This window comes from Nocardia tenerifensis NBRC 101015, assembly GCF_000308715.1.
Classification (GTDB): domain Bacteria; phylum Actinomycetota; class Actinomycetes; order Mycobacteriales; family Mycobacteriaceae; genus Nocardia; species Nocardia tenerifensis.
In genome coordinates this window covers 1-15123 of the sequence record NZ_BAGH01000565.1, presented here as the reverse complement: position 1 = coordinate 15123, position 15123 = coordinate 1, and the positions used below count along the sequence as shown (strand labels likewise).

The following is a 15123-nucleotide window of genomic DNA, read 5'->3' as shown; positions in this document are numbered from 1 at the left end:
GCACGGCGGCGGTGATCGCGCCGCTCGCGGCCGCGGTCGCCTACTCGCGGGTGCACATCGGGGTGCACTGGCCCTCCGATGTGGTGGTCGGCGCGGCGCTGGGTTCCGGTGTGGCACTGGGGACCCGGCGCTGGTGGGCGGTGCGCGACGATGAACCGGCCACCCTCGGCCCGGCCAAGCGCACCGAGCCGCTGCCGGACGGGCGCGGGCTGCTGCTGGTGGTCAACCCGTCCTCGGGCACCGACGACGGCGGCGAGCTGGCGACGCGGCTGCGCGAACGGCTGCCCGCGGCGCACATCCTCGAACTCGACGGCGACCTCGACCTCGACGCCGAGCTCGACCGGCGGGTGCGTCGCGGCGACATCGCCGCCCTCGGCGTGCTCGGCGGCGACGGGACGGTCTCCACCGTCGCGGAAGCCGCTGTGCGCCACAGTCTTCCGCTCGCGGTGTTCGCGGGCGGGACGCTCAACCACTTCGCCCGCGACGTCGGCGTGGAGGACGCCGCCACCACCCTCGCGGCGCTGAACTCGGGCCGGCTCATGCTCGTCGACACCGCCCGCGTGCGGCTCGACGACGAGGAGGAGCGCACCTTCGTCAACACCGCCAGCCTCGGCGGGTACCCGGACTTCGTTCGCCTGCGCGAACGGTGGGAGCGCCGGATCGGCAAGTGGCCTGCGGCCGGATTCGCCATGCTGGCCGTGCTGTTCCGCGCGCAGCCGCTGCACGCCACGATCGACGGTGAGCGCTGCGCCCTGTGGATGTTGTTCCTGGGCAACGGCGCTTACCATCCGGCGGACCAGATCCCGATGTCGCGGCCTCGGCTGCACGACGGCGTCCTCGACGTCCGGTATCTGCGTGCGGACCTTCGCTTTTCGCGCACACGGCTGATTTTCGCCACCTTCACCGGCACGCTGGATCGTTCGGCCACCTACGTACACCGCCGCGTCGGCCGGATGGACGTTCAGGTGGACGGGGCACAGGTCTCGCTGGCCACCGACGGCGAGGTCAATCACGAGGCCAGGCGGCTGACGTTCGCCAGTCAACCGGCCGCGCTGGCCGTGTTCCGGGAGCCGCTACCCGAGGACGCGGAGTAAACACGCTGCGACACGCGGGGACCCGCCGCGTGTGGCGGTCGATACTGGAGGCATGAGCGATCGCACGGGGGCAACGAACCCCTACGGCACACCCTCCACCACCGGCCCGGAGCCGGTCAGGACGTATCAGGGCACGGTCAACAAGATCGTCCGCACGGTGCTGCGCCTCCCCGTGATCTCCGGTGTCGTCGGCAAGAAGCTGCTGACGCTGCACATCGTCGGGCGCAAGTCGGGCCGGGCCTACGACGTGCCGGTGGCCTACACCAGGCACGACGGCTCGCTGCTGATCGGCACGGCGCTGCGCCCGTGGGTCAAGAACCTGCTGGCCGGCGAGCCGGTCCAGGCCTCGCTGGGCGGCAAGCCGCGCACCTTCGTCCCGGTGGTGCACACCGGGGAGCAGGAGGTCATGCGGTTGTACGAGATCATCGCCAGGGAGAACAAGACCAACGCGAAGTTCAACGGGATCGGCTTCACCGAGGACGGCTCGCCGAACAAGGCCGATATCTATCAGACGTGGCAGCAGGGCGGCGTCGTGGTGGAGCTGAAGCCGCGCTGAGCCGGTGCTACTTGCCTCCTTCGGCGAGGGTGACTTGGCGCGGCGCGAATCCCGCGCCGGTCACGTCGACGCCTGCGGCCTTCAGTGTGTCCAGCGCCTTGGTGACGTAGTCGTTGGTGTAGGCACTCGCGTCGGGATCCTTCGCCAAAACCGTTGCGCCCTCTTGGTTTTTGGTGTCCTTAGCGATCCGCACGGTCCTGGCCCACGCCGCGGCGTCGACCATGCCGATGCCCGCGGGTGACGGCCAGATCAGCTTGTTCACCTCGTTGATCTGCCACTGCTGATGGGACGCGCCGAGGGTGCTGCCCGCGGCGACGGTGATGTCGCGGCATTTGTCGACGTTGTCGCGGCAGAAGATCCAGCCTTTCAGCGAGGCGGCGAGGAACTTCACCGTCTGCTCTTGATATTTCGCGTCGGTCAGCTTCTCCGTGTTGGCCCAGATGGCGTCCTGCAGCATGGCGACGCCCTCGTCGTTCCAGTCGATAGTGGCGAAATCGTCTGCCGTGTATAGCTTTCCGGTGGCCGGGTTCTTCGTCTCCAGCAGCTGGGCGTACTCGTTGTAGGACATGGCCTGCGCGGCGGCGATGTCCTTGGCGAGGAAGGCGTTCATGTCGAACTGCTGCTGCACCAGTTTGACGTCCCTGGCCGGGTCGATGCCCGCCTTGGTCATCCCGGCGAAAAGCTCGAATTCGTTGCCGTAGCCCCAGTTTCCGACCGTCTTGCCGCGCAGCGCGGCCGGGCCCGCGATATTCTCCGACTTGAACGACACCTGCTTGGTGCCGGAACGCTGGAAGATCTGCGCCACATCGGTGATGCCCGCGCCCGCCTCGCGGGAGGCCAGCGCCTTGGGCACCCAGGCGATGGCGTAGTCGGCCTGGCCCTGCGCGAGCACCGTCTGCGGGACGATATCCGTTCCGCCGTCGAGGATTTCGACGGAGAGACCCTGTTCCTTGTAGAAGCCCTGATCCACCGCGGCCAGGTAGCCCGCGAACTGTCCCTGTTTGAACCACTGCAGTTGCAGGCGGACCTTGGTGAGCCCGTCGGCCGTGGTGGCCGAGCCGCCGTCGGTGGTGCTGCAACCGGTCAGTGCGGCCGCGACGAGCGCGGTGAGCGCGAGACAGGCGCGAAATCGCTTGGTGGACTTGCTCATCTAGTTCTCCAGAGGGTGGTGCGAGGTCTGCGGGTGAGCTGTTCGAGAAGCAGGACGGCGGCGAGGAAGAGCAGGCCGACCAGCACGGCGCCCGCCACGTAGGCCCACGCCCTCGGATAGGCGGTGTTGGCGGCGGCCGAGGTGATGCGGCTGCCGAGGCCGTTCTGCAGACCGCCGAAGTACTCGGCGATGACGGCGGCGATCACCGCGCCGGGGGCGGCGATGCGCAGGCCGGTGAACAGATACGGCAACGCTGCGGGCAGCCGGACCGTGCGGGTGATCTGCCAGCCGCCCGCCGCGTAGGAGGTCATCAGATCCGCGTGCACCTGCGGGACTTGGCGCAGGCCCCTGGCCGTGCTGACGAACATCGGAAAGAACACCACGATGGTGACGACCATCCGGCGCGGGGTATCGGTGGTGGTCGAGTACATCGAGTTCAACAGGGGCGCGAGGGCGACGATCGGCACGGCGGCCGCGGCCGCCGACAGTGGGGTGAGCAGGCCGTCTACCAGGCGAAAGCGGACGGCCAGCATCGCGGCGAGGATGCCGAGCACCGCGCCGACGAGCAGGCCGAGCAGCGCGTTGGCGCCCGTCGCGGTCGCCGCGTCGGCGATGCGGTCGAAGTTGCCGGTGAACTCGTGCGCGATGGCGGTCGGCGCGGGCAGCAGGAACGACGGGACGCCCGCCGCGACGGTGAGCACCTGCCACAGCGCGAGACCGCCTACTCCGAACAGCAAGGGCGGCAACACCGTTCGCCACGGCAGGGCTGATGCGCGTGGGGCCGGCATCACAGGTCCCGCCCGGTGTGGCCGTTGCGCAGGGCCTCGCGGACGGCGGCGACCGCCGCAAAAAACTCAGGGCTGGAACGCACCTCGTCGTCGGCCGCGTCCCGATTCTGCCAGCCGCCGGTGGAGACGATCTCGGTGATCCGGCCGGGACGCGGCGACATGACCACCACCCGATCCGACAGGAACACCGCCTCCGGAATCGAGTGCGTCACGAACACCACGGCGGCCTCGGTCTCCCCCGCGATCCGCAGCAGCTCGCCCTGCATCCGCTCGCGGGTCATCTCGTCGAGCGCGCCGAACGGTTCGTCCATCAGCAGCAGGGACGGCTTCGGCGCCAATGCTCGCACAATGGCGACGCGCTGCTGCATGCCGCCGGAGAGTTCGGCCGGGTAGCGCTTGGCGAACTCGGTCAGCCCCGCCATCTCCAGCAATTCCGCACTGCGCGCATGCCTTTCGCTCTTCGGCACCTTGTGCAGCTCGAGCGGCAGCTCCACATTGGCCTGCACGGTGCGCCAATCCAGCAGTCCGGACTGCTGAAAGGCGATTCCGTAATCCTGGTCGAGTCGCGCCCGCCGCGCGGTCTTTCCGTGCACGGTGACCGTGCCGCCGGTCGGCTGCTCCAAGTCGGCGACGATGCGCAGCAGGGTCGATTTACCGCAGCCGGAAGGGCCGATGAGCGAGACGAATTCGCCGGGGCCGACGGTGAGCGACACGTCGGTGAGGGCGGTGACCGAGCCTGCGGGGTATACCTTGTGAACCCCAACCAACTCGACTGCCGCCTTGCTGGCGGCTATTGCGGCGTCATCCGAACCGCCCTCGCGGCCGCTCGATAGTCGCCCCTGCCCGGCCGTGGCGACGGCTTGTCGTCTATCGACGGTCACTGGTACCTCCTGATGAGCTGCCGCATGTGCGGCGGTCGTGTCGCAGCGCGGATTCGGTTGCGGCGCTGGTCCTGTCGCCGATGCGCCCGGTGATCCGCCGTGCGCGCGAGCGGGCGCTCATCGGGGCTCTCCTGCGGACCCGGCGGGGTGGGTGTAGCGGCGGAGCGCCAGTTCGATCAGGCCTACGAGGGCGGTTACTACGACGCCGAGTAAGGCGGCGGCTAGGACGGCCGCGTAGAGGCGGGCGGCGTCGCCGGTTGCCTGCTGAGCGAAAACGATGATCTGGCGGCCGATTCCGCCTGCGGTGCCGGTGGAGATCTCGGCGACCACCGCGCCGATTACCGAGGCCGCCGCCGCTAATCGCAAGGCGGGGAGCAGGTGTGGCACGGCGGCCGGAAAACGCAAGTGCAACAGGGTTTCCCACCAGCTCGCCGAGTAGCTGCGCAGCAGTTCCACCGACGCCTTCGACGGGGACTGCAAGCCGCGCAGCATGCCAACGGCCACCGGGAAGAACGCCAGGTACGACGCGATGACCGCGATGCTCATCCACGGCCGCCACGGCTCGCCGGCGATCACGATCTTGCCGCCCCACCCGGCCACCAGCGGAGCCAGCGCGATCAACGGAACCGTCTGCGACACAATGATGTACGGCAGCAGTCCGCGCTCGATCCAGGCGAAGCGCTGCATCAGCACGGCGAGCAGCACCCCGACGACGGTGCCGAGCACCAGCGCCAGTAGCGCGAGCCCGAGGGTGAACCCGGCGGTCCGCATCAGCGTGGCCCCCACCGTCCCCCCGCCGTCCCGCTCGCCGAGCACCGTCACCACCGACCACACATGCGGCAGCGCACCGTCCCCCGTCCGCGGCAGAATCCGCTGATCACCGATGCTCACCCCGCGCTCGGGCACAAGAAGTTTCACCAACTCCCAGCACCCGAGCACCAGCACCAATACCGCGGCCGCGTAGCCAACCTGTCTAGTTCGCGATCTCATCTGCTCTCCACGCCCATCCGCCGAACACCCTCCGCCTGCCGCACGGAACTGCCCGCGGCTGTGCGTATCCGTGCCGTCCGGCGGAACCCGCGCTGGTTTCCGAGATCCGCACTGCTTTCGAGGGGTTCGGGCACGGCATCCCGTGCGCTGTGCGCGCGAGATCGCCCGCCATCACGGGTGCGGCGCCGCCCACCGCATCGCGCGCGCCACCGCCTGCGATCTCGAACGCGCCACCGCCCGCGATCTGGAGCGCAGCACCGCATGCGATTTCGTGCGCGGCACCGCCTGCCGACACGGGCGCAGCACCGACCGCAGTTCCGCGCGCAACACCGCCCGCCGTTACGGGCACGGTGCCACCCGCTGCATCGCGCGCGGCACCGCCCGAGGTCTCAGGCCGGTTGCCGACACCCTCGCGTGCGGTCGATCCCCGTGGGCGCGGCAGGGGCGCCATCAAGCGCCCTCCGTGGCCGTGACCGGGTGCGCCAGTCTCGGCAGCACCGATTCGCCGTAGGCCTCGAGCGTCGCCGTTTTCGCGTCGTGTTGGAGGTAGACGGCGAACTGGTCGACGCCGAGCTTCTCCAACTCGCGTAGTCGGGTGAGGTGGTCGTCGGGTGGGCCGAGTAGGCAGAAGCGGTCGACGATCGCGTCGGGGACGAAGTCGGCGTGGGTGTTGCCTGCGCGGCCGTGCTGGTTGTAGTCGTATCCTTGTCTGCCGGCGATGTAGTCGGTAAGGGCGGCCGGAATGTCACCGCTCATACCGTATTTCGCCACAATGTCGGCGACGTGGTTGCCGACCATGCCACCGAACCAGCGGCACTGTTCGCGGGCGTGGGTCAGCGCGGCGTCCGTCCCGTCGGTGACGTAAGCCGGTGCGGCTACACAGATTCGCACCGCACCGGGGTCGCGGCCTGCCCGCTCGGCGGCGGCCCGCACGCGAGCGATGGTCCAGGCGGTGATGTCCGGGTCGGCCAGCTGCAGGATGAAACCGTCGGCGACCTCGCCGGTGAGATCCAGTGCGCGCGGACCGTATCCGGCCACCCAGACCTCGAGCCGGGAGGCCGCCGCCCACGGGAACCGCACGATCGTGTCGCCCACCCTGGCGCTGCGGCCGTTGCCGAGTTCCCTGATGACTCCGATGGATTCGCGCAGGGTGGCCAGGGTGGTCGGCTGCCCGCCGAGCGTGCGCACCGCCGAGTCGCCGCGGCCGATGCCGCACACCGTGCGGTTGCCGAACATGTCGTTCAGCGTCGCGAAGGTCGACGCGGTCACCGTCCAGTCCCGGGTAGCCGGATTGGTCACCATCGGCCCCACCACGACTCTCCGGGTGGCGGCGAGGATTTGGCTGTGGATGACGTACGGCTCCTGCCACAGCAGGTGCGAGTCGAACGTCCACACGTGTGAGAACCCGTGCGTCTCCGCCTGTCTGGCGAGTTCGATCACCCGCGCGGCGGGGGGCGTGCATTGCAGCACCACACCGATGTCCATGCGGCACTCTCCGTTTCGAGTCGGCTGCGGCGGAACTGTCAGATCAGGTTCTGCGACAGTTCACGTTTGACGAAGCGACCGTGCCCGGCGCTGCCGAGGTAGGCGCCGCCGTCGATGATCACGCGCCCGCGTGACAGCACGGTGTCGACATGACCATCGATCTCGAAACCCTCGTAGGCCGAGTAGTCCATGTTCATGTGGTGGGTCTTGCCCAGGCCGATGCTGGTGTGCCCGGCGGGGTCGTAGACCACGATGTCGGCGTCCGCGCCCGGACTGATCACGCCCTTGCGCGGGTACATGCCGAACATCCTGGCCGGCGTGGTGCAGCAGACCTCGACCCAGCGTTCGAGGGAGATCCGCCCGCTCTTGACGCCCTGGAACATCAGGTCCATCCGATGCTCGACGCCGCCGATCCCGTTCGGGATCTTGCTGAAATCGCCGATGCCCATGTCCTTCTGGTCCTTCATGCAGAACGGGCAGTGGTCGGTGCTGACCGTCGTCACGTCGCCGGTGCGCAGGTAGCGCCACAGCTCGTCCTGGTGGCCCTCCGCCCGCGACCGCAGCGGCGTCGAACACACCCACTTGGCGCCCTCGAAACCGCCTGTGCCGTCGAGGAATCCGGCACCCAGCTGCTCTTCCAAAGACAGGTACAGGTATTGCGGGCAGGTCTCGCCGAAGACGTTCTGCCCGTTGCCCCTTGCGGTGGCGATCTGCTCCAGCGCCTGCTTCGCGGACACGTGCACCACGTAGAGCGGCGCACCGGTCAACTGCGCCAACATGATCGCGCGATGGGTGGCCTCCTCCTCCATCTGCCACGGGCGGCTGGTGCCGTGGAAGTAGGGGGCGGTGTCGCCGCGTGCGATGGCCTGCTCGACGAGCACGTCGATGGCGATCCCGTTCTCCGCGTGCATCATCAGCAGCGCGCCGAGGTCGGCCGCCGACTGCATGGCGCGCAGGATCTGGCCGTCGGTGGAGTAGAAGACGCCCGGGTAGGCCATGAACAGTTTGAAACTGGTGACGCCCTCGGACACGAGTTCGCTCATGCCCTTGAGTGATTCGTCGTTGACCTCGCCGATGATCTGGTGGAAGCCGTAGTCGACGGCGCACTCTCCGTCCGCCTTCTGATGCCACGCGCCGAGCGTGTCCTGCAACCGCTGCCCCGGCGTCTGGACCACGAAGTCGACGATGGTGGTGGTGCCGCCCCAGGCGGCGGCGCGGGTGCCGGTCTCGAAGGTGTCGGACGCCTCGGTGCCGCCGAACGGCATCTGCATGTGCGTATGTCCGTCCACGCCACCGGGAATCACGTACTTGCCGGTCGCGTCGATGACGGCGTCGGCGGCGGCGAACAGGTCCGCGCCGAGCGCCGTCGAGCCGGGTTGCACTACGGCGGCGATGGTTTCGCCGTCCACGAGCACGTCGAGGAGTTGCGACCCGGTGGCCGAGACCACCGTGCCGCCGTGGATGAAGGTGAGTGTCATGTGCTCGTCACCGGCCTCAGGGCGCCACCAGCGGACCGTAGGCGTCCGGCCTGCGATCGCGGTAGAACGCCCACCGGTCGCGCACCACCTTGATCAGATCCAGGTCCAGGTCGCGGACCACCAGTTCGGGGTCGAGGTCGGAGGCGACCTCGCCGACGAACTTGCCCTCCGGATCGACGAAATAGCTGGTGCCGTAGAAGTCGTCGTCGCCGTACTCCTCGACGCCGACCCGATTGATCGCGCCGATGAAATACTCGTTGGCCACCGCGGACGCGGGCTGCTCCAGCTTCCACAGGTAACCGGACAGGCCGCGCGAGGTCGCTGACGGATTGAACACGATTTCGGCCCCCGCCAGGCCCAGTGCGCGCCAGCCCTCCGGGAAATGCCGGTCGTAACAGATATAGACGCCGACGCGGCCGACCGCGGTATCGAACACCGGCCACCCGAGATTGCCGGGCCGGAAGTAGAACTTCTCCCAGAAGCCGTTGACATGCGGAATATGGTGCTTGCGGTATTTACCGAGGTAGGTGCCGTCGGCATCGATCACGGCCGCGGTGTTGTAGAGCAGGCCCGGCTGCTCCTGCTCGTACACCGGTAGGACCATCACCATGCCCAATTCCCTTGCCAGCGCGGCGAATCGGTCCGTCGTGGGACCCGGCACCGACTCCGCGTACTCGTAGAACTTCGCGTCCTGCAACTGGCAGAAGTACGGGCCGTAGAACAGCTCCTGGAAGCAGATCACCTTCGCGCCCTGGGCCGCCGCCTGGCGGGCGTAATCCTCGTGCGATTTGATCATGGACTCTTTGTCGCCGGTCCAGTTCGTCTGGACGAGCGCAGCTCGAACGATTCCCATGCTTCGTTATACTTCACTGCGCACCAATTCGGTTGTGTTACAAGATTGCGGAAACAATTTCGTGGCTGTAAACCCCCCTGATCGGGCGACATCCGCCGGTTCGGCCGGGCGCTCGCGGGGGCTTCGGCGCTCCGCGCGGGAGGTCGTTCTCGCATAGCTCACGGGCATCTGTTGACGCCGTGGCGGTGCGGTTCGAGCGACATTCATAGCGGGAAGGCATCCATGAACTACCCCGAGGAACGTTCCAGTTATGCGTGACCAGCGGGGTTCGCGAATTTGCCGGTGATCGATACCGTCCCCGCACGCATGTCGGCGCGGGATGGAATGATTCGGCACGGCATCAGCCGGTGCGCAATCCGAATGAAGGAGATTCCTAGCGGTGAGCAGCGAAGTGCAGGGGCGGCAGTTCGGCAACAGCAAGCGTGGGCGGCGGTTCGGGGTGCCGCGCGGGGTGCTACGCGCGGTCGGCGTCGCCGCCGTGGCCGCGGCGCTCGCGGCGTTCGCCTCCGGCGGCGTCTCGGCGAGCACCTGGAGCGTGCGCACCCAGCAGCCCGCCCAGTGCACCGCGCCGGAGGCGGGCGCGGTCACCGCCCGCACCGACTACCCCGCACCCGGCGCCGTCACCGAGCCGGGCGCCACCTACACCGCGAAGCTCGAAACCTCCTGCGGGGCAATCGATATCGCTCTCGACCCGCGGGCGCCGCAGACGGTCAACTCCTTCGCGTTCCTCGCCGGCGAGCAGTACTTCAACCACACCAAGTGCCACCGGATCACCACCGGCGGCATCTTCGTGCTGCAATGCGGCGATCCGACGGCCACCGGCACCGGCGGCCCCGGCTACCGCATCGCGGACGAGAACCTCGCGGGCGCCACCTACCCCGCCGGCACCGTCGCCATGGCCAACGCGGGCCCGAACACCAACGGCAGCCAGTTCTTCCTGGTCTACCAGGACAGCCCGCTGCCCCCCAGCTACACCCCCTTCGGCCGCATCACCGCCGGCCTCGACGTACTCCAGGCCGTCGCCGCCGCCGGCACCAAAGACGGCAGCCCCGACGGTGCACCCCGCAACGACGTCGTCCTCAACAAGGTCGAGACCGTCAAGAACTAACCCTCCCCCGGCAATGGCGGCGTCCCCGGACGCCGCCATTGCCGTGCCCCGCGCCACGCGTCTCGGTGTCAACGTCGGTCGAATCTCACCGGATCCGACACCGTGCGGAAAGGAATCGCACCCGCCGATCGGCGGGGCTTCTCTATCGTGAATGCGTGAAGTTCAAGGTTGTATTCACGTCGGTGCTGTTGCTGGCGGCCCTGTTATGGGGAGTGACATGGTTGTTCGAGCATCCGGAAGTATTGGACTCCTGCGACCAGGTGCCGTGCCCGCCGGAGGTATTCACGAAACCCACGACCACACCCCCCGCACCGAGCGAGCCGTACACGGTCACTTCGAGCGCCTACAAGTGCTGTGCGTGAAAGCAGAAGCTTCAGGAAATCGGGCCAGAGCCAGTCTCAGTCGGACGCGACACCCGGACGCCGCCATCGCCGGGCGCTCTCGCCACGCGTCCCAGACGCCGCCTTTGCCACGCCCTCCCGCCGCGCGCTCTCCCCGCACGTTCTCGCCCGGCACTCCCCGCCGCAGGTCCCGAACGCCGCCATTGCAGGGCGCTCCTGCGGCACGTCCGCGCCACGCGCTCTCCCTACACGCCCACGCCAGCCGTCCCAAACTGCCCCATCGCCAGATACTCTCGCCACACGCTCTTGCCGCACGATCTCGCCCGGCACTCCCCGTCGCGCGTCCCGGACGCCGACATTGCGGGGGCGCTCCTGCCGCGCGCCCGCGCCGCGCATCTCGGACGCCGACATTGCCACGCCCTCCCGTCGCTCATTAGCGCCGCGCTCGCCGCACACCCCGTCACGCATTTCGCCGCGCGTCCCGAACGCCGACATTGCCACGCCCTGCCGCCACACGCTCGCACCGTGCGTGTTCTCGCCGTGCACGCTCACCCTGCTCAGGTCTGGCGCATGCTTCGGGTGGTCGAAGTTCGGCGCGGCGCACGCGACCCCGGCCGCCATCCACGGCGAAATCAGTTGGGCCGCTGACCGTTCAAGAAGTACACCGCTTCCCACAGATGATCGTCCGGATCGGCGAAATAACCGGAGTAGATTCCCCACGGGCGTTCGAGCGGGACCCGCACGATGGTGCCACCGGCTCGCGCGGCCTGGTCGAGGAGGCGATCGACGTCGTCGCGAGCATCGACGAAGAAGCCCAAGCTCATCGGCGATCCGCTGACTCGCTCGAGCGGAAGGTCGGCGTCCCGAGCAAGGTCATTCCGCGAGTAGAGCGACAGGATGAGCCCGTTGCTCAACGTGAACATCGCCGCCGACCCACCCGGATTCACCTCGTCGGCAACGTATTCGCTCCCCACGATGCCCGGCGAAGACAGCCCGAGCCCGTCCCGATAGAACCGCAACGAGCGCTCGAGATCGCTCACGCCCAGGGTGACCGCGTGGATAAGTGGCTGCATGCGTGCATTCCTTCGTTCGATGCCGACCAGGACACAGCCAAGTCAACCCCGACCACCCCGACCAGTCTTGAACGAATCGGACCCCGGCGCGCCGTGCTCACCCCCGGCGAGCGATGGTGATGATCTCAGGACTGGCGGCCGTCAGCGGATTGCGATCCCAGTCGCCGAACTGCGCCGCGACCATCAAACCCGACTCCGACAGAAATCGGCCCAGGGTGGGCTGATCCAGGAACCGCAGGGTGCTGTGGCTGACCTCGGATTGAGACCATCTGTCGCTGGTGAAGGTGTGGGTGAACGACACCAGGTCACCTTCCACCGGCTCGGCGACCCGGCACACGCATCGCACCTGCGCACCTGTCTCGTCCGTCACCACGGCGGAGTACCGGCGCTCCCACGTTTCCCACTCCCGCACAGCCGGATTGCGGGTCTCGAAGGCGAAGCTGCCGGTGCCGGTGAGCGCCGCCGCGACCACCCCGAGGACCGCCCGCACCTCGTCGTCGCCGACCAGCACTTGGAACGCGTGACCGGTCATCACGACCAGGTCGAACTTCTCCCGCCGGTCACGCACGGCGTTCGCGTCCCCCAGCACCCACTCGATGTCCTGCCGTGACCGTGCCACCTCGAGCATCCCGTCCGCCGGATCGACGCCGCAAAGCCGTCCATCGTGGCCGTACTCGCGCGCCCGGCGCAGCAACGTCCCTGTGCCGCAACCTATGTCGAGCACGGATCGGGCGGCCATGACCATGGGCAGATAGAACGCGAAGTCCGCCCGCGCCTCCCACGGGTTGAACCGGTCGTACATCGCGGCGAGCCGCGCCTCCCGGAACAGTCGGTCCACCATGCTCGAAGTGTGGCGAACCGCCAGTCGATCGTCCACCCGTTTTCCCGCCCGATGCATCCAGCCCGAGAGGGAACTGGTGGCGGACGCTTCTCGGGCGATGCCGCCCACGGTTCCTCATGATCGCTTGACCAACCCGATGGGTGGCGGTTGATCACGAGGTCACGAACCCTGAGACGCCCTCGTGACTCTCGGTTTGGCCGGTCGTCGGCCTCTCGCGCCGGATGGGAAGTCCGAGACGAGGGCTAGAGGTGTTGGAGGGTGGGCCAGGATTGGGACCAGGGGGTGATGGGGTGGGTGCCGAGCCAGAGGGGGACATCGCGGGAGGCGCCGGGGTAGCCGAGGGGGGCGCCGGCGTGGGTCAGGAGCGTGACGGACGTGAAGAGAGGGCGAAGTTCGGCTTCGGAGTTGCCTACCCAGAGGACGGTGGTGGCGGCGTCGGGTGGGGTGCCGAAGTAGCCGAAGCCTCGGCTGGGGCTGTATACGGCGGGCAGGTCGGCGGGGCCGAGAACGTCGAGTGCGGCTGCCTGCCAATAGGATTCGGCGATGATGACGGTGTGCGCACGGTCGGCCTCGGGGAGCGCGCGATAGGCGGCGGCGGTGGCCTCGGCGAGTTCGGGCCAGCCGAATCGACCGTAGAGGCCGATGGACAGGCCCGCGTCGGTCTCGCTCTTCGCGGGCTCGATGGCGGACTCGGGCCGCCACGGCATCGAAAACGCCACCAGCGCAACGGATGCCACGATGATCGTCGCGTTGACGATCGTGCGCGTGCGACTCGTCTTCGCGGTCCAGCGCACCGCCCCGGCGGCCATGATCACGGCGTAGCAGCCCGCCGCGTAGTATGGCCTGCCGTTGGTCGCGATGAAGGCGACGGTGAGCAGCAGCGGCAGTGGGGCGACAAAACGGTAGGGGCGCAACGGTTCCCAGCGAAACAGCGCCACGATGCCGTAGATCAGCAGCAGCCCGCCGAGCAGTCCGGCGGACGCGATGGCCAGCGGCAGCCAGATGTAACGTCCACCGACGGAGGCCTGCTCCGCGGCGACCACCCCGCCGAGCCGCAGCTGCGGCCAGTCGTGCGCGACCTGCCAGATCAGGCTCGGCAGTGTCACGACGACGACCAGCGCCACACCCGCCCACAAAGCGGGCCGGCGAAGCAGCTCGCGCGGACCGTAGAGCAGGACACCGACGGCGATCGCGAACCAGAAGAACGGGATCAACCACTTCACCTGCATATCCAGGGCGGTCACGAGCGAGGCCCACAGCAGCAGCGCGTCGCGCCGGGTGCGCACCCAGCGGACGAGCAACCAGCTGATCAACACCCACAGCGCGGTGTCGATGGTGTTGGTGGCCAATTGAGTTCCCTGCACCAGCAGGAACGGTGAAGTGGCGTAGGCGGCCGCGGTGAGCAGTTGAGCGTTGCGCCCGCCACCGAACTCCCTGGCGATCTGCGCGCTGATCACTACCGCCGCCACCGTCACCAGCATGGCTGGAATACGCTGCGCCACAAGAGATTCTGGCGCTAGAAGATCCATCAGCCGCGCGATCGCGGGCAGCAGCGGGCCCTGGTCGGCATAGCTGAAGGCGAGCCTGCGCCCGGCGGAGATGAAATACAGCTCGTCGCCGAAGAATCCATAGCGGCCCGCGGACGCGAGCAGCGCTATCGCCGAGACGACCGCGATCGAGCCGACGCCGGCGAGCGCGAACGGCGGTTGCTTCTCGGCCGTAAACGCTTGCCGACCTTGGGTTTTCGTCGCGTCAGTCATCCGCCCCCGCCTTCCGCGTCGCCACATCGAATACCCGGCACAGGTGGGCCGCGTACGCGTCCATATCGAAGTCCGGTTCGCGGATCGCGCGCCCGGCCGCGCCGTCGATCACGTCGCGGACGGATTTGGCCATCACCACCGGATCGAACTCGCCGAACTCCCCCGTGCGCTGACCTTCCCGCATGATCTCGATCAGCGGCGCGATGATCTCCCGCTCCCCCTCGGCCGAGGCGAACTTCGGCCTGCCCTCCGCGTCGCGCAGGTTCAGCACCACATCCGTCAGCGCCGCGACGTAGTTCGTGTTCGCGGCGATGAAGGCGAGGTTTGACTCGACATAGGCCAGCAACATGTTTCGAGCACCGGTCGCCGCCTCGATCTTGGGCCGCATGTACTCCCCACCCGACACGTACAGCTGGATGACCAGCTGCGTCATCAGCTCGTCTTTCCCAGCGAAGTGGTAGGAGATGACCCCCTTGGAAATCCCGGCATGCTCGGCGATCCGCGCCAACGAAGCATTGCCGTAGCCCACCTCCGAGATCACCTCCACCGCCGACGCGATGATCTGCCGCCGCCGCGCCTCCTCGATGAACGACCCCTGCCGACCACCCGGACCATTTTCTGACCGCACGGCCAGATTTTAGCACGCTTGGTCAGTGAGGGCGGGTCAGTGAGGGCGGGTCAGTGAGGGCGGGTCAGTGAGGGCGGGTCAGTGAGGGCGGGTCAGC

At 68.2% G+C, this 15123-nt stretch carries 15 protein-coding genes; 4 read left to right on the top strand and 11 right to left on the bottom strand.

The annotated features are described in order from the left end of the window. Positions 1-1094: bifunctional phosphatase PAP2/diacylglycerol kinase family protein (locus ON39_RS37140; protein ID WP_040741153.1), on the top strand; the 1094-nt coding region annotated here is incomplete at its 5' end. A gap of 52 nt (positions 1095-1146) precedes the next feature. Further along, positions 1147-1650, top strand: a complete 504-nt coding sequence (locus tag ON39_RS37135; RefSeq protein ID WP_083894919.1) for a nitroreductase/quinone reductase family protein — start codon at positions 1147-1149, stop codon at positions 1648-1650. A gap of 7 nt (positions 1651-1657) precedes the next feature. On the opposite strand, the gene ON39_RS37130 is transcribed toward ON39_RS37135, so the two are convergent. From ON39_RS37130 to ON39_RS37095, 7 genes are all read right to left on the bottom strand, one after another. Next, positions 1658-2800: an ABC transporter substrate-binding protein gene (locus ON39_RS37130; RefSeq protein ID WP_040741148.1), complete on the bottom strand. Its 1143-nt coding sequence runs from the start codon at positions 2798-2800 to the stop codon at positions 1658-1660. Then, positions 2797-3537 carry an ABC transporter permease gene (locus tag ON39_RS37125; protein WP_246003104.1) on the bottom strand — a complete coding sequence of 247 codons (741 nt, stop codon included), beginning with the start codon at positions 3535-3537 and terminating at the stop codon, positions 2797-2799. Before ON39_RS37125 ends, ON39_RS37130 begins: the two co-directional genes overlap by 4 nt. A 50-nt stretch (positions 3538-3587) precedes the next feature. Then, complete coding sequence (locus tag ON39_RS37120; RefSeq protein WP_083894918.1) at positions 3588-4469, bottom strand: ABC transporter ATP-binding protein; 882 nt, start codon at positions 4467-4469, stop codon at positions 3588-3590. A gap of 117 nt (positions 4470-4586) precedes the next feature. Then, complete coding sequence (locus tag ON39_RS37115; protein ID WP_040741145.1) at positions 4587-5459, bottom strand: ABC transporter permease; 873 nt, start codon at positions 5457-5459, stop codon at positions 4587-4589. Positions 5460-5909: 450 nt separating this feature from the next. Continuing rightward, positions 5910-6944, bottom strand: coding sequence for a TIGR03842 family LLM class F420-dependent oxidoreductase (locus tag ON39_RS37105; RefSeq protein ID WP_040741142.1), 1035 nt, complete (start codon positions 6942-6944; stop codon positions 5910-5912). 38 nt (positions 6945-6982) lie between these two features. Continuing rightward, positions 6983-8422, bottom strand: a complete 1440-nt coding sequence (gene hydA / locus ON39_RS37100) for a dihydropyrimidinase (protein WP_040741141.1) — start codon at positions 8420-8422, stop codon at positions 6983-6985. A gap of 16 nt (positions 8423-8438) precedes the next feature. Further along, a complete protein-coding gene (locus ON39_RS37095; protein WP_040741140.1) occupies positions 8439-9275 on the bottom strand; it encodes a nitrilase-related carbon-nitrogen hydrolase in 837 nt (278 codons plus the stop codon). Positions 9276-9654: 379 nt separating this feature from the next. Here ON39_RS37095 and ON39_RS51210 point away from each other — a divergent pair, with 379 nt between their 5' ends. Further along, positions 9655-10383, top strand: a complete 729-nt coding sequence (locus tag ON39_RS51210; protein WP_040741138.1) for a peptidylprolyl isomerase — start codon at positions 9655-9657, stop codon at positions 10381-10383. A gap of 155 nt (positions 10384-10538) precedes the next feature. After that, positions 10539-10745 carry a hypothetical protein gene (locus tag ON39_RS49240; protein WP_146251289.1) on the top strand — a complete coding sequence of 69 codons (207 nt, stop codon included), beginning with the start codon at positions 10539-10541 and terminating at the stop codon, positions 10743-10745. Between the two features lie 611 nt (positions 10746-11356). Here ON39_RS49240 and ON39_RS37080 read toward each other — a convergent pair. From ON39_RS37080 to ON39_RS37065, 4 genes are all read right to left on the bottom strand, one after another. Continuing rightward, positions 11357-11797 carry a VOC family protein gene (locus tag ON39_RS37080; RefSeq protein ID WP_040741133.1) on the bottom strand — a complete coding sequence of 147 codons (441 nt, stop codon included), beginning with the start codon at positions 11795-11797 and terminating at the stop codon, positions 11357-11359. Positions 11798-11894: 97 nt separating this feature from the next. Then, complete coding sequence (locus tag ON39_RS37075) at positions 11895-12638, bottom strand: class I SAM-dependent DNA methyltransferase (protein ID WP_040741130.1); 744 nt, start codon at positions 12636-12638, stop codon at positions 11895-11897. Positions 12639-12880: 242 nt separating this feature from the next. Continuing rightward, the gene (locus ON39_RS37070; RefSeq protein WP_040741128.1) at positions 12881-14398 is read right to left on the bottom strand and encodes an ArnT family glycosyltransferase; all 1518 of its coding nucleotides are present in this window, start codon (positions 14396-14398) and stop codon (positions 12881-12883) included. After that, complete coding sequence (locus tag ON39_RS37065) at positions 14391-15026, bottom strand: TetR/AcrR family transcriptional regulator (RefSeq protein ID WP_040741127.1); 636 nt, start codon at positions 15024-15026, stop codon at positions 14391-14393. The genes ON39_RS37070 and ON39_RS37065 overlap by 8 nt, the downstream gene beginning before the upstream one ends. Positions 15027-15123: the final 97 nt, after the last annotated feature.

Bases quoted from the DNA above. Each gene is read 5' to 3' on its own strand.
- ON39_RS37105 (WP_040741142.1), bottom strand. From the start codon at position 6,944: ATGGACATCGGTGTGGTGCTGCAATGCACGCCCCCCGCCGCGCGGGTG.
- hydA (WP_040741141.1), bottom strand. From the start codon at position 8,422: ATGACACTCACCTTCATCCACGGCGGCACGGTGGTCTCGGCCACCGGG.
- ON39_RS37080 (WP_040741133.1), bottom strand. From the start codon at position 11,797: ATGCAGCCACTTATCCACGCGGTCACCCTGGGCGTGAGCGATCTCGAG.
- ON39_RS37070 (WP_040741128.1), bottom strand. From the start codon at position 14,398: ATGACTGACGCGACGAAAACCCAAGGTCGGCAAGCGTTTACGGCCGAG.
- ON39_RS37135 (WP_083894919.1), top strand. From the start codon at position 1,147: ATGAGCGATCGCACGGGGGCAACGAACCCCTACGGCACACCCTCCACC.
- ON39_RS37075 (WP_040741130.1), bottom strand. From the start codon at position 12,638: ATGGTGGACCGACTGTTCCGGGAGGCGCGGCTCGCCGCGATGTACGAC.
- ON39_RS37115 (WP_040741145.1), bottom strand. From the start codon at position 5,459: ATGAGATCGCGAACTAGACAGGTTGGCTACGCGGCCGCGGTATTGGTG.
- ON39_RS37130 (WP_040741148.1), bottom strand. From the start codon at position 2,800: ATGAGCAAGTCCACCAAGCGATTTCGCGCCTGTCTCGCGCTCACCGCG.
- ON39_RS37095 (WP_040741140.1), bottom strand. From the start codon at position 9,275: ATGGGAATCGTTCGAGCTGCGCTCGTCCAGACGAACTGGACCGGCGAC.